This window comes from Azospirillum aestuarii, from assembly GCF_016632405.1.
In the GTDB taxonomy this organism is placed as follows: domain Bacteria; phylum Pseudomonadota; class Alphaproteobacteria; order Azospirillales; family Azospirillaceae; genus Azospirillum; species Azospirillum aestuarii.
The window spans coordinates 13,648-27,244 of record NZ_JAEPIV010000044.1 but is presented as its reverse complement, the minus strand read 5'-3'; the positions used below and the strand labels follow the sequence as shown (position 1 = coordinate 27,244).

Sequence of the window (13,597 nt, the reverse complement as noted above, 5' to 3'; positions counted from 1 at the left end):
AGAGCGGCAACATCGGCAGCCTCAACCCCACCAGCGCCGTCCGCAAGGGTCCAAAGACGTAACGCCTTCCTAAATTATAAAAACAAAGCCCCCTCGGAAAAATCGGGGGGGCGGTTCCAAACGACGGCACGACATCCCAACGTTACGAAGAATCAAGCCTGACGAGAGGGGAGGGCGGACATGGACACGGCCATCGTCGCCAAAGACGACACCAAAAGGCGCGCCATCCATCCCGGTTCGGGGCGCCGGAACACCCGGCCCCAGCCGAAGGGCCGGCAGGTCGATCCGGCGGCCCTGGCGGAGGTGCAGGAACTTCTCGGTGACCGGTCCCGGCAGCGGGATCTGCTGATCGAGCATCTGCACCTGTTGCAGGACACGTATCACGGGCTCCACGCCCGCCACCTCGCGGCGCTGGCCCACGAGATGCGGCTGGCGCTGGTGGAGGTGTACGAGGTGGCGTCCTTCTACGCCCACTTCGACATCGTGATGGACGGGGAGGAGGCTCCTCCGCCCGTGACGGTCCGGGTCTGCGACAGCCTGTCCTGCTGCATGGCCGGCGGCGAAAAGCTGCTCGACGAGCTGAGGGCCGCCGACCTGGGGCCGGATGTCCGGGTGGTGCGCGCCCCCTGCATGGGCGCCTGCCACAACGCCCCGGCGGTCGCCATCGGCCACGCCCTGCACGAGAATGCCACGGTCGAGAGCGTGGTGACCGCCGTGAAGAACGGCGAGACGCACCCGCAGCTCCCCACCTATGTCAGCCTGGAGCAGTACAAGGCGGAGGGCGGCTACCGCCTGCTGTCCGACTGTCTCGCCGGCAACGTCCCGGTGGACGACATCCTCGGCAAGCTGGAAGGGGCCAACCTGCGCGGCCTCGGCGGCGCCGGCTTCCCGACCGGCCGCAAGTGGCGCTTCGTCCGCCACGAGCCCGGCCCCCGCCTGATGGCGGTGAACGGGGACGAGGGCGAGCCGGGTACGTTCAAGGACCGCTACTATCTGGAGAACGATCCGCACCGCTTCCTGGAAGGGATGCTGATCGGCGCCTGGGTGGTCGAGGCGACCGACGTCTACATCTACCTGCGCGACGAGTACCCGCACATCCGCGAAGTGCTTGAGCATGAAATCGCCCGCGTGGAGCAGGCGGGCCTTGCCGGTCACACCCGCATCCATCTGCGGCGCGGCGCCGGGGCCTACATCTGCGGCGAGGAGTCCGCGATGCTGGAGAGCATCGAGGGCAAGCGCGGCCTGCCGCGGCACAAGCCGCCCTTCCCGTCGGTCGTCGGCCTGTTCGGCCGCCCGACCCTCATCAACAACGTCGAGACGCTGTTCTGGATCAGGGACATCCTTGAGAAGGGCGCCGACTGGTGGGGCAGCCATGGGCGCAACGGCCGCAAGGGTCTGCGCAGCTACTCCGTCTCCGGCCATGTGAAGGACCCGGGCGTGAAGCTGGCCCCCGCCGGCGTCACCATCCGCGAGTTGATCGACGAGTATTGCGGCGGCATGGCCGACGGCCACACGCTGAAGGGGTATCTGCCCGGCGGCGCGTCGGGCGGCATCCTGCCCGCCAGCATGGACGACATCCCGCTGGACTTCGGCACGCTGGAGCAGCACGGCTGCTTCATCGGCTCCGCCGCGGTGGTCGTGCTGTCGGACCAGGACGACATGCGCAAGGTCGTGCGCAACCTGCTGGATTTCTTCGAGGACGAGAGCTGCGGCCAGTGCACGCCCTGCCGCGTCGGAACGGAGAAGGCGGTGGCGCTCATCAAGCAGCCGGTATGGGACGAGCCGCTTTTGACGGAACTCGCCCGGCTGATGGGCACGGCGTCGATCTGCGGCCTGGGTCAGGCCGCGATGAACCCACTGAAGAGTGCGCTGAAGCACTTCCGCGACGATCTGCGCGGGGAGGTCCGGTGATATGAGCGACCGCATTCTGTTCCACCTCGACGACGAGCTCGTCGAAGCCCACCCCGGCGAAACCATCTGGCAGGTCGCCAACCGCCTGGGCACCGAGATCCCGCATCTCTGCTACGCCGACGAGCCGGGCTACCGCGCGGACGGCAACTGCCGGGCCTGCATGGTCGAGGTCGACGGCGAGCGCGCCATGTCGGCCTCCTGCGTGCGCCACCCGACGCCGGGCATGCGCGTCCGCTCGGCCAGCGAGAACGCCAAGTTCGCCCGCAAGATGGTCATTGAGATGCTGGTCGCCGACCAGCCGAAGCGGGAGGAGGCCCACGACCCCGACAGCAAGTTCTGGCGCTGGGCCGACCGCCTGGAGGTCTCGGACAGCCGCTTCCCCAGCCGTGAGCACGCGCCGAAGCCCGACTTCAGCCACCCGGCCATGGCGGTGCAGCTCGACGCCTGCATCCAGTGCAACCTGTGCGTCCGCGCCTGCCGCGAGGTCCAGGTCAACGACGTGATCGGCATGGCGCTGCGCGGCCACAAGGAGACGATCGTCTTCGACTTCGCCGACCCGATGGGCGACAGCACCTGCGTCGCCTGCGGCGAGTGCGTCCAGGCCTGCCCGACCGGCGCGCTGATGCCGAAGACCCAGGTGGACCTGAACAGCGGCGTCTTCGCCGCCGCCCCGGACCGCAAGGTGGACAGCGTCTGCCCCTATTGCGGCGTCGGTTGCCAGCTGACCTACAACATCAAGGACGAGAAGCTGCTGTCGGTGACGGGCGGCGACGGTCCCGCCAACAAGAACCGGCTGTGCGTGAAGGGCCGCTTCGGCTTCGACTACATCCACCACCCGCACCGCCTGACCAAGCCGCTGATCCGCAAGGAGGGCGTGTCCAAGCACGACGTGGACATCGACCCGCTGAACCCGCTGACCCATTTCCGCGAGGCGAGCTGGGAGGAGGCCCTGGAGGTCGCCACCGCCGGCCTGCGCAAGATCCGCGACGAGCGGGGCGGCTCGGCGCTCGCCGGCTTCGGCTCGGCCAAGGGCTCCAACGAGGAAGCCTATCTGTTCCAGAAGCTGGTGCGCGTCGGCTTCGGCACCAACAACGTCGACCATTGCACCCGCCTGTGCCACGCCTCCTCGGTGGCGGCGCTGATCGAGGGCATCGGGTCGGGCGCCGTGACCGCTCCCTTCATGGCGGCCAAGGACGCCGAGGTGATCGTCGTCATCGGCTCCAACCCGACGGAGAACCACCCGGTCGCCGCGACCTTCTTCAAGAACGCGGCCAAGCGCGGCGCCAAGCTGGTCATCATGGACCCGCGCGGTCAGGTGCTGAAGCGTCACGCCAGCCATATGCTCCAGTTCAAGCCGGGCCGCGACGTGCCCATGCTGAACGCCATGCTGAACGTCATCATCAGCGAGGGGCTGTACGACGCGCGGTATGTGGCGGAGCACACCCAGGACTTCGAGGAGCTGCGCGCCCACATCGCCAGCTACACGCCGGAGGCCATGGAGCCGATTTGCGGCATCCCGGCGGACCAGCTCCGCGAGGTCGCGCGCCTCTACGCCACCTCCAAGGGCTCGATCATCTTCTGGGGCATGGGCGTGTCGCAGCACACCCACGGCACCGACAACGTGCGTTGCCTGATCGCCCTGTCGCTGGTCACCGGCCAGATCGGGCGCCCCGGCACCGGCCTGCACCCGCTGCGCGGCCAGAACAACGTCCAGGGCGCCTCCGACGCCGGTCTGATCCCGATGATGTTCCCGGACTACCGCCCGGTGGACGATCCGGAGGTCCACGCCTTCTACGAGGATTTCTGGGACACCAAGCTGGACTCCAAGCGCGGCCTGACGGTCGTGGAGATCATGGACGCGATCCACGCCGGTTCGCTGCACGGCATGTACGTGATGGGCGAGAACCCGGCGATGTCCGACCCGGACGTGGAGCATGCCCGCGACGCGCTGGCCAAGCTCGACCATCTGGTGGTGCAGGACCTGTTCCTGACCGAGACGGCCAAGTACGCCGACGTGGTGCTGCCCGCCTCGGCCTGGCCGGAGAAGACCGGCACGGTGACCAACACCAACCGCCAGGTCCAGCTCGGCCGTCAGGCCCTGCCGCCGCCGGGCGAGGCCCGGCAGGATCTGTGGATCGTCAACGCCATGGCCCGCGGCCTGGGTCTCGACTGGACCTACGAGCACCCGCGCGACGTGTTCCGGGAGATGAAGGGGGCGATGCCGTCGCTCGACAACATCACCTGGGAGCGGCTGGAGCGCGAGCGCTCGGTGACCTACCCCAGCCTGTCCGCGGACGATCCGGGCCAGGAGATCGTGTTCGGCGACGGCTTCCCCACGGCCACCGGCCGCGGGCGTCTGGTCCCCGCCGACGTGATCCCGCCGGCCGAGGAGCCGGACGCCGAGTTCCCGATGGTCCTGACCACCGGGCGCCAGCTGGAGCATTGGCACACCGGGTCGATGACCCGTCGCGCCCAGGTTCTGGACGATCTGGAGCCGGAGGCGGTGGCCTACATGAGCCCGGCGGACCTGCGGCGGATGGGCGCCAAGGGCGGCGACTGGATGAAGGTCACCACCCGGCGCGGCACCATCGAGCTGAAGGCGCGGTCGGACTACAACGTCCCGTCCGGGCTGGTGTTCGTGCCCTTCTGCTACGCCGAGGCGGCGGCCAACGTGCTGACCAACCCGAAGCTGGACCCCTACGGGAAGATTCCCGAGTTCAAGTTCGCCGCGGCCCGGATCGAGCCGGCGGCATAGCCAACCGGCGGCCTCCGCTCCCCGCAAGGGAGGACCGGGGGCCGCCACACCCGAGGACGACAACGGCGCGGCTGCAACAGCGCCGGACGATTTCGAGAGGGATGGGACGATGAAGACGCAAGCGCTGATGATGGCACCCCCGGTCCCGCGAGCCGAAGGCCGCGCGGAAACCGTGGACCGTGCGGCGAAGGGCAATCTCGTGCAGTCGCTGTCGCGGGCACTGAGCATCATGACCATCCTCGGCCAGTCGGACAGCCCGATGAGCCTCACCGCAGTGGCCGAGGCGGCGCATCTCTCGCCGTCCACGGCGCACCGCCTGCTGACCACCCTGCAGGAGGAGCGCTACGTGCGCTTCGACCAGGGCAAGCGCGGCTGGGCGGTCGGGGTGCAGGCCTACATGACCGGCACCGGCTTCCTGAAGACGCGCAGCCTGCTCGATGTCGCCCGTCCGCGCATGCGCCGGCTGATGGAGGAGACCAGCGAGGTCGTCAATCTGGCCATCGAGGAGAACGGCGAGGCCATCTATCTGCACCGCGTCGGCGGTCCGCGCGTCGCCCAGGCGGCGCTGCCCGTCACCGACCGCACGCTGCTGCACTGTTCCGCGGTGGGCAAGGCGCTGCTCGCCGGCATGCCCGACACGCGGGTGCAGAGCATCGTGACCCAGCGCGGCATGCGCCAGTTCACCCGGACCACCGTGTCGTCGATCCCGGCGCTGCACCGGGAACTGATCCTGACGCGGGACCGCGGCTACGCCGTGGACCAGGAGGAGCGGGTCAGCGGTCTGCACTGCGTCGCCGCGGCGATCTACGACGAGCAGGCCCGAGTCATCGGCGCCCTGTCGCTGTCCAGCACCAACCGGCGCCTGGACGACGCCCGCGTCGTGGCCTTCGGCGAGATGGTCAAGCGCACCGCCGCGGCGGTGACCGCCGAGATCGGCGGGCGCTTTCCCACCTGATCCGAGACCCCCTTACGGAATTCGAATTCGCGCCGGCCGGGAGGCGCGATCCGCCCTGATCTGCATATCCTTCGGATTGGGTCGAGGCGGCTGTTACCCCGGTTTTCCTTCCTGTCACGTAGTGCTGCCCTGAAGAAACTGACCGCGCCCGTAATGGCGCGGTCTTTTTTTGCCAAATACTTTGTTTCCGCGATGTGGAAACTGGCGATTCCCTTGTTGCGTCCCGATGAAGACTCGGGCATCATTCTTCTTACACGGGGTTAATCACCCTTTGTATCGGGCGGGTTGTTGCTCCGCATTTTATGCGAGCCTCTCGGATACTGGCCGTGCTGGAAACAGCACGGCCTTTTTATTATCGGGACGGTACCTGATTGGGGAGGCTATGCTGCAGTGCGGCAGAACAGCGTGGTCATCGCCGTGGATCGAGCAGGCGCGGGCCGGGACCGTCCTCCGACAGCTCGTCCCAGGGGTTGCGCAGCGGGCATTCGCCGAGCGACAGGCAGCCGCAGCCGATGCAGTCCTCCAGCCCGTCGCGCAGCTTGGTGAGCACGGCGATGCGCTCGTCCAAGTCCGCTTTCCAGGCGGCGGACAAGCGTTTCCAGTCCTCCGCCGTGGGCGTGCGCCCGTCCGGCAGGGTCTTCAGCGCCTCCGCGATGGTGGCCAGGGGAACGCCCAGCCGCTGGGCAACCTTGATGACGGCGATGCGCCGGAGCACGTCGCGGGGAAAGCGGCGCTGGTTCCCGCTGCTCCGCCAGCTGGTGATCAGCCCCTTTGATTCGTAGAAGTGGATGGTGGACACTGCCACACCGGAGCGTTCCGCGACCTCGCCCACGGAAAGGTCCTTGTCGATGTCGGCGGGATCGAGAATCGCCATCGTCGGGCCTCCCCTGGGGTTCGGAACCTCTTGACCTCAAGTGAAGTTGAGGTCGTATCGAGAGAGAGTCAACAGCGCGCCGCATCGAGGGTAGCCGATGATTTCACCAACCTCCGTCGATTGGACTTCGCTCAACACCCTGCGCGCCACGCCGGGGCCGGAGGTGACGGCTCTGCCGGCCTCGTTCCTGTCGATCACCAAGGCGGCGAACCTGAAGCCAGCCATCGTCCGCCCGGTGCTGGACGGGCTGCTGCGCCAGGGCTTCGTGCGCGAGTACGAAACCCAGTACGGCAAGGCCTACGCCCGCACGCCGGAGGGCAACCAGCGCATCCGCGAAGTGAGGGAGTGGCTGCGGTAAGATTCGAGATTCTTGTTGGACAACAGGTTCTTCACGGATTTCACGAATTCAAGCACGGATTTCACGGATTTTTCTTTGGCTTGCCCAGCGGTTGCCGACCGAGAAGGCATGCAATGCGCACGAATAAGAAGATCCGTGGAATTCGTGTCTAAACCCGTGCAATCCGTGAAGAATCTGTTGCCCGCCAAGAATCCGAAGCGCGCACAAAAAAGGACGGCGCCCCTTTTGGGAGCGCCGTCTTCGTAAGGCATGCCGTCAGACTGTCGGGGACCCCGGCTACACGACCTTGTTGGCGTGCAGCTCGGCGATCTGTTCCTTGCTGTAGCCGAGGCTGGCCAGAACCTCGTCGGAGTGCTCGCCGAGCAGCGGCGATCCGGTCACTTCGACGGTCATGTCGGAGAACTTGATCGGGCTGCCGACGGTCAGGTACTTGCCGCGGGCCTTGTGATCGACCTCGACGATCGTGCCGCTCTTGCGGAGCGACGGGCAATCGGCGATCTCCTTCATGGTCAGCACCGGAGCGCACGGGATGTCGAACTTGCGCAGGATGTCGACCGCCTCGTACTTCGTCTTGTCGGCCAGCCAGCCTTCGATGTAGGCGAAGATGTCGAAGATCTTGTCCTGGCGCGCCTGGGCGGTGTTGTAGGCCGGATCGTCGATCCACTCCGGCTTGCCGAGAGCCTTACAAATCGGCGCCCAGGCGTGGCCCTGGATGGTGAAGTAGATGTAGGCGTTCGGGTCGGTCTCGGCGCCCTTGCACTTCAGGACCCAGCCCGGCTGGCCGCCACCGCCGGCGTTGCCGCCGCGCGGAACCACGTCGGAGAACTCGCCATGCGGGTACTGCGGGTACTCTTCCAGGTAGCCGACGCGGTCGAGACGCTGCTGGTCGCGCAGCTTGACGCGGCAGAGGTTGATGACCGAGTCCTGCATCGACACGGCGACCTTCTGGCCCTTGCCGGTCTTCGAACGGCCCATGAGGGCGGTCAGGATGCCGATGGCGAGGTGCATGCCGGTGTTGCTGTCGCCGAGGGCGGCGGCGCTGACGGTCGGCGGGCCGTCCCAGAAACCGGTGGTCGACGCCGCACCGCCGGCGCACTGGGCGACGTTCTCGTAGACCTTCAGGTCCTCGTAATGGTGGCCGTCGCTGAAGCCCTTCACCGAGGCGACGATCATGCCCGGGTTCAGCTCGTTGATGCGCTCCCAGGTGAAGCCCATGCGGTCGAGCGCGCCCGGCCCGAAGTTCTCCACGAGGACGTCGGATTCCTTGATCAGCTTCTCAAGGATTTCCTTGCCCGCCGGGGTCTTGGTGTCCAGCGTCAGCGAGCGCTTGTTGCTGTTCAGCATCGTGAAGTAGAGCGCGTCCGCGTCGGGAATGTCACGGAGCTGGTTGCGGGTGACGTCGCCGGAACCCGGCCGCTCCACCTTGATGACGTCCGCGCCGTACCAGGCGAGGAGCTGCGTGCAGGCGGGGCCGGCCTGAACGTGGGTGAAGTCGATGATCTTGATCCCTTCGAGCGGCTTGCTCATGGCTCGTTTACTCCCTCTCACTTATTGCGATGCCGTTGTTGAGCACTGGACAACACGGACAAACTGGCGGGATGGGTTGTGGGTTACTGATTTGCGGACTCCAACTCCGACAGGCGTCGGCGGAGCTTGCGCTCCTCGGCCCAGCGGCTGCTCTCGTCGCGGATGATGGCGACGATTCCGGTCACCGTGCCGTCCGGCGCGGTCAGCAGGGCGACCGTGAAGGCGATGGACAGGGCGTGCCCGTCCTTGTGCTGGGCCGGGACGCGCAGCACCTCGCTGCCGTAGCGCGTCTGGCCCGTGCGCATGGTGTTGGCGTAGCCGTCCCAATGGCGCTGGCGCTGGCGTTCCGGGATGATGATGTCGAGCGATTGCCCCAGCGCTTCGCCCTCCGTGAAGCCGAACATCCGCTCGGCCGCCGCATTCCACAGCGTAATGGCGCCCTCCGCGTCGGACACGACGATCGCGTCCCCGGCGGCCATGACAAGCTGTGCGAAATCGACTGTTGCGCTCATGAAGGCACTCGCTCCGACACCGGACCCGAAACCTTCCGGCGCCGTCATGTTTTCTTCAAAACACGCCCGCGCCGTCGGTTTTGCGCTTCGTTTCGGAAGCGCGATGGGATGTGAGATACCGTATACCAGATGCGAAATGCCTGGCAAGCCCTTTTGTGCGTTAGGCGAACTAATCGCGCTTCGGACCTTTCGCGGCAAATGCCGGAGAGTGGGAAAGGGGGGCGGCCCGATGCGCGCACTCGCCACCGTTGAGCCGGCGGATGATCCGTGACCGGCAGATATGGCCGTCCGGTTTTCGGTGTGCCAAGATGGCCGACCGCCCCTGATCCGGGGCGGCTGCACGGACAGGGTAGGGGCATGACGGGGCGTTTCAGAACCAAGATCATCATCGGCATGACCGCTGTCCTGGCCGTGGGGGCGGCGGCGGTCACCTCGGTTTCCCTGTTCCTGTCGCGCGACGCGGCGGAGCGGGCGGTCACGACCCTGGTGGCCGAAACCGCCGACCACCACGGCGCGCGGGTGGCCGCCGACATCTCCGCCGCCCTGGCCGACGCCCGCTCCGCCGCTTCGCTGGTGGAGGTGGAGCGCTCCACCGGCGCCCCGCGCCGGGAAAGCGTCAACCGCTACCTCAACCGCCTGATGGCGGTCGGTCCGCTCTACGCCGGGGTGTGGGTGGACATGGCCGACGACGGGTTCGACGGCCGCGACCGGGAGGTCGCCGGGCTGGACCGCGCCGGCGAAATCCTGGGCCTTCCCGGCACCGGGCGGATGAGCCTGCTGTGGCTGCCCGGCCCCAAGGCCGACGACAGCGAGGGCTATCCTTTCTCCGACGTGAAGGAGAAGGAATATTACCGGGCGGCCGCCGCGGCCGGGAAGCCGGTGCTGACCGAGCCCTATCTGGACGATCTGACCAAGGCGCTGATGACCAGCGCCGCAGCACCGGTGAAGGACGGCGACCGGGTGATCGGCGTCGCCGGCGTCGACCTGACGCTGAGCGGCCTGACCGATCTGGTCCGCCGGGTGAAGCCCTATGGCGACGGCCACGCGGCGGTGCTCACCGGCGCCGGGGTCTATGTGGCCCATCCCGACGCCGGCCGCCTGTCCCATCCCGCCGACGACCTGCCGGAGGAGGCGCGCCGCGCCATCGCCGAGGGGCGGGCCTACGACGGCGTCGTGACGCTCGGCGGTGCCCCCTATTACCTGCGCTTGTCGCCGGTGCGCTTCACCGGCGCGGACGGCGCGTGGTCGTTCCTCGTCGCCGCGCCGCAAGCCAGCGTGATGGCCGACGCCAACCGGCTGACCCTGCTGACCGTTCTGGTCGGGGCGGGCTGCATCCTGCTCGGCGGGCTGGTGGCGTGGCGGGTGGGCGACGGCATCGCCCGGCCGATCGCCGGGCTGACCGTCACCATGGACCGGCTGGCCGCCGGCGATCTGGACGCCGCCATTCCCGGCGCCGACCGCAAGGACGAGGCGGGCGCCATGGCCCGCGCGGTCGGGGTGTTCAAGCAGGGGCTGGTGCAGGCCCGCGATCTGGGCCGCCAGCAGGAGGCGGAATGGCGCGCCAGGGAGGCGCGGACCGCCGCCCTGCTCGACCTGCAACGCGGGTTCGAGGAGCGGGCGGGCGGCCTGACCGGGGCGCTGGCCTCGGCGGCGCAGCAGCTCGAATCCACCGCCCGCGCCCTCACCGGCATCGCCGAGCAGACCCACGGCCGGTCGGAGCGGATGACGCTCTCCGCCCATTCCGCCGCGGACAATGTGCAGACCGCCGCCGCCGCGACCGAGGAGCTGTCGGCCTCGGTGGAGGAGATCGGGCAGCAGGTGGGCGAATCCGCCCGCATCGCCGAGGCGGCGGTGGCCGACGTGAAGCGCGCCGACGCGGCCGTCGTCGTGCTGGCCGACAGCGCGGAGCGGATCGGCGCCGTCGTCGGCCTCATCAACGACATCGCCGGCCAGACCAACTTGCTGGCGCTCAACGCCACCATCGAGGCCGCGCGGGCGGGCGAGGCCGGAAAAGGCTTCGCGGTGGTCGCCGGCGAGGTCAAGAGCCTGGCCAACCAGACCGCCCGCGCGACCGAGGACATCGTCGGCCAGATCAAGGGCATTCGCGACGCGACGGGGGAGGCGGTGGAGGCGGTGCGGGGCATTAGCCAGACCATCGCCCAGGTCAGCCGCATCGCGTCCGGCATCGCGGCGGCGGTGGACCAGCAGTCCGCTGCCACCCGCGACATCGCCCGCAGCGTCCTGCAGGCCGCCGACGGCGCCCGCGAGGTCAGCGGCGGCATGGGCGAGATCAGGGCCGGGGCGGGGGACACGGGCGCCGCCGCCGACCAGCTCCTCGCCGCCGCCGCCGGGGTGGCCGGCCAGTCCAAGGAGCTGACGCGCGAAATCGACCGCTTCATCGCCGGGGTCCACAAGGCGTGATCAGCGGGGCTTGATCCGCGGGCCTCACCCCTCTTCACCGGCGGAAGAGGGGAGCGAGTGCGGAACGGTTACGTCGCCTGGGCCGTGGGCAGGGTAAAGGACACGGTCTCCGGGCGGCCCGGCAGGGAGAGCCGCGCCTCCACCGGGGCGCAGCGGCTGACCACGGCGCCGCGGCGCAGGACGAGCAGGCGGGTGGCGCGGGTGCGGATCGCCTCCACCGGGTCGGCGGCCTGGAGCACCACCAGATCGGCGTGGCAGCCCACCTCCAGCCCGTAGCCGTCGAGGTGCAGCAGCTTGGCCGGAGCCTCCGTCACCGCGCGGAAGCAGGCCAACATCCCGTCATAGCCGGTCATCTGCCCGACATGCAGGCCCATGTGCGCGACCTCCAGCATGTCGCCGGAGCCGAGCGGGTACCAGGGGTCCATCACGCAGTCATGGCCCAGCGCCACCGTCAGGCCGGCGCCCATCAGCTCCGGCACGCGGGTCATGCCGCGCCGCTTGGGGTACGTGTCGTGGCGGCCCTGAAGCGTGATGTTGATCAGCGGGTTGGCGATGACGCCAAGGTCGGCCTCGACCATCAGCGGGATCAGCTTGGAGACGTAGTAGTTGTCCATGGAATGCATGGAGGTGAGGTGCGAGCCGGTCACCCGGCCCTGCATCCCCAACCGCTGCGTCTCGTAGGCCAGCGTCTCGACATGGCGGGACAGCGGGTCGTCCGACTCGTCGCAATGCATGTCGACCAGCAGCCCGCGCTCCGCCGCGATCTCGCAGAGCAGCCTCACGGAGGCGGCGCCGTCGGCCATCGTCCGCTCGAAATGCGGGATGCCGCCCACCACGTCCACGCCCATGTCCAGAGCGCGCTTCAGCAGCTCCAGCGCGCCGGGGGCGCGCAGGATGCCGTCCTGCGGGAAGGCGACCAGCTGCAGGTCGAGGTAGGGGGCGACCCGCCGTTTGACCTCCAGCAGCGATTCCACGGCCAGCAGGCGCGGGTCGCAGACGTCCACATGGCTGCGGATCGCCAGCAGGCCGCGCGCCACCGCCCAGTCGCAATAGGCCAGCGCCCGCTCGACGATGGCGTCCTGGACGAGCTGCGGCTTCAGCTCGCCCCACAAAGCGATGCCCTCCAGCAGCGTGCCGGAGCGGTTGACCCGCGGCAGGCCGTAGCTGAGCGTGGAGTCCATGTGGAAGTGCGAATCGACGAAGGGGGGCGTGACCAGCCGGCCCGTGGCGTCGATCTCCTCCCCGGCGGGACCGGGAAGGTCCTTTTCCACCGCGGCGATGCGGCCCTCGCGGACGCCGATGTCCATGCCGGTGCGGCCGTCGGGCAGCGTGGCGCGGCGAAGGATCAGATCGAACATCAGCGTTCTCCTTTGCGGTACGGGATCATCAGCGCCCGCGGGTAGGAGGCGCGGCGCGCCACCAGCACCAGCGCCAGGATGCTCAACAGGTAGGGCATCATCAGGAACAGCTGGTAGGGCAGGACGCCCCCCGCCACCTGCTGAAGCCGCAATTGCAGCGCGTCGAAGGCGGCGAACAGCACCGCCCCCAGCAGCGCCTTGCCGGGCCGCCAGGAGGCGAAGACCACCAGCGCGATGCAGATCCACCCGCGCCCGTTGACCATGTTGAAGAAGAAGGCGTTGAAGGCCGACAGGGTGAGGAAGGCCCCGGCCAGCGCCATCAGCGCGCTTCCCGCCACCACCGCGCCGATGCGCACCGCGGTAACGCTGAGGCCCTGGGCCTCCGCCGCCGCCGGATTCTCGCCGACCATCCGCACCGCCAGCCCGACCGGCGTGCGGTAGAGGACGTAGGCGACCACGGCGACGAGGATCAGCGCCAGGTAGGTCATCGGCGTCTGGGCCAGCGCACCGGGCAGGGCCAGCGGCTGGAACGGCTCGATGGTCGGCGGGGTGCTCGCCTGCGGCAGGACGAGGCGGTAGACGAAGTAGGACAGGCTGGTGCCGAGCAGCGTGACGCCGATGCCCGCCACATGCTGCGACAGGCCCAGCGGCACCGTCAGGGTGGCGTGCAGCAGCCCCATCAGCCCGCCGCAGAGTGCGGCCACCAGCACGCCGGTCCACAGGTCGGCCCCCTGGTAGACGGCCATCCAGCCGGCCATGGCGCCCATCGTCATGATGCCCTCGATGCCGAGGTTCAGCACGCCCGCCCGCTCGCACAGAAGCTCGCCCAGCGTGCCCAGGATGTAGGGGGTGGCGATGCGCAGCACCGCCGTCCAGAAGGCGGCGGAGACCAGGATGTCGAGGATCGTTTGGAACAGCTCCATGGC

Annotated in this window: 10 protein-coding genes; 5 read left to right on the top strand and 5 right to left on the bottom strand. The window is 68.6% G+C overall.

Annotated elements, in window-relative coordinates; translation table 11 throughout:
- Nucleotides 1–180 precede the first annotated feature (180 nt).
- From JJL56_RS30630 to JJL56_RS30620, 3 genes are all read left to right on the top strand, one after another.
- Nucleotides 181–1,911, top strand: coding sequence for an NAD(P)H-dependent oxidoreductase subunit E (locus JJL56_RS30630; RefSeq protein ID WP_200487608.1), 1,731 nt, complete (start codon nucleotides 181–183; stop codon nucleotides 1,909–1,911).
- 1 nt (nucleotide 1,912) lies between these two features.
- A complete protein-coding gene (gene fdhF / locus JJL56_RS30625) occupies nucleotides 1,913–4,666 on the top strand; it encodes a formate dehydrogenase subunit alpha (RefSeq protein ID WP_145629581.1) in 2,754 nt (917 codons plus the stop codon).
- A 109-nt stretch (nucleotides 4,667–4,775) separates the two neighbouring features.
- Entirely contained in the window at nucleotides 4,776–5,621 is an 846-nt protein-coding gene (locus JJL56_RS30620) for an IclR family transcriptional regulator (RefSeq protein WP_145629580.1), read from the top strand.
- A 409-nt stretch (nucleotides 5,622–6,030) separates the two neighbouring features.
- Here the strand turns inward: JJL56_RS30620 and soxR are convergent, their stop codons facing one another.
- Nucleotides 6,031–6,495, bottom strand: a complete 465-nt coding sequence (gene soxR / locus JJL56_RS30615) for a redox-sensitive transcriptional activator SoxR (protein WP_200487607.1) — start codon at nucleotides 6,493–6,495, stop codon at nucleotides 6,031–6,033.
- Nucleotides 6,496–6,592: 97 nt separating this feature from the next.
- On the opposite strand from soxR, the gene JJL56_RS30610 reads away from it, so the two are divergent.
- Complete coding sequence (locus JJL56_RS30610) at nucleotides 6,593–6,853, top strand: hypothetical protein (protein ID WP_145629578.1); 261 nt, start codon at nucleotides 6,593–6,595, stop codon at nucleotides 6,851–6,853.
- 276 nt (nucleotides 6,854–7,129) lie between these two features.
- Here the strand turns inward: JJL56_RS30610 and frc are convergent, their stop codons facing one another.
- On the bottom strand, nucleotides 7,130–8,380 hold the full coding sequence (gene frc / locus JJL56_RS30605) for a formyl-CoA transferase (protein ID WP_200487606.1): 1,251 nt from the start codon (nucleotides 8,378–8,380) through the stop codon (nucleotides 7,130–7,132).
- An 83-nt stretch (nucleotides 8,381–8,463) separates the two neighbouring features.
- Complete coding sequence (locus tag JJL56_RS30600; RefSeq protein ID WP_145629575.1) at nucleotides 8,464–8,892, bottom strand: PAS domain-containing protein; 429 nt, start codon at nucleotides 8,890–8,892, stop codon at nucleotides 8,464–8,466.
- A gap of 357 nt (nucleotides 8,893–9,249) precedes the next feature.
- On the opposite strand from JJL56_RS30600, the gene JJL56_RS30595 reads away from it, so the two are divergent.
- Entirely contained in the window at nucleotides 9,250–11,313 is a 2,064-nt protein-coding gene (locus JJL56_RS30595; protein ID WP_200487605.1) for a methyl-accepting chemotaxis protein, read from the top strand.
- 68 nt (nucleotides 11,314–11,381) lie between these two features.
- Here the strand turns inward: JJL56_RS30595 and JJL56_RS30590 are convergent, their stop codons facing one another.
- Together JJL56_RS30590 and JJL56_RS30585 are read right to left on the bottom strand one after the other, a co-directional pair.
- Entirely contained in the window at nucleotides 11,382–12,671 is a 1,290-nt protein-coding gene (locus tag JJL56_RS30590) for an amidohydrolase family protein (protein ID WP_200487604.1), read from the bottom strand.
- Nucleotides 12,671–13,594, bottom strand: coding sequence for an ABC transporter permease (locus JJL56_RS30585; protein ID WP_114861831.1), 924 nt, complete (start codon nucleotides 13,592–13,594; stop codon nucleotides 12,671–12,673). The genes JJL56_RS30590 and JJL56_RS30585 overlap by 1 nt, the downstream gene beginning before the upstream one ends.
- Nucleotides 13,595–13,597: the final 3 nt, after the last annotated feature.

Excerpts from the sequence above, each read along its gene's own strand:
- JJL56_RS30630 (WP_200487608.1), top strand. The coding sequence starts at position 181 with ATGGACACGGCCATCGTCGCCAAAGACGACACCAAAAGGCGCGCCATC.
- fdhF (WP_145629581.1), top strand. The coding sequence starts at position 1,913 with ATGAGCGACCGCATTCTGTTCCACCTCGACGACGAGCTCGTCGAAGCC.
- JJL56_RS30620 (WP_145629580.1), top strand. The coding sequence starts at position 4,776 with ATGAAGACGCAAGCGCTGATGATGGCACCCCCGGTCCCGCGAGCCGAA.
- soxR (WP_200487607.1), bottom strand. The coding sequence starts at position 6,495 with ATGGCGATTCTCGATCCCGCCGACATCGACAAGGACCTTTCCGTGGGC.
- JJL56_RS30610 (WP_145629578.1), top strand. The coding sequence starts at position 6,593 with ATGATTTCACCAACCTCCGTCGATTGGACTTCGCTCAACACCCTGCGC.
- frc (WP_200487606.1), bottom strand. The coding sequence starts at position 8,380 with ATGAGCAAGCCGCTCGAAGGGATCAAGATCATCGACTTCACCCACGTT.
- JJL56_RS30600 (WP_145629575.1), bottom strand. The coding sequence starts at position 8,892 with ATGAGCGCAACAGTCGATTTCGCACAGCTTGTCATGGCCGCCGGGGAC.
- JJL56_RS30595 (WP_200487605.1), top strand. The coding sequence starts at position 9,250 with ATGACGGGGCGTTTCAGAACCAAGATCATCATCGGCATGACCGCTGTC.
- JJL56_RS30590 (WP_200487604.1), bottom strand. The coding sequence starts at position 12,671 with ATGTTCGATCTGATCCTTCGCCGCGCCACGCTGCCCGACGGCCGCACC.
- JJL56_RS30585 (WP_114861831.1), bottom strand. The coding sequence starts at position 13,594 with ATGGAGCTGTTCCAAACGATCCTCGACATCCTGGTCTCCGCCGCCTTC.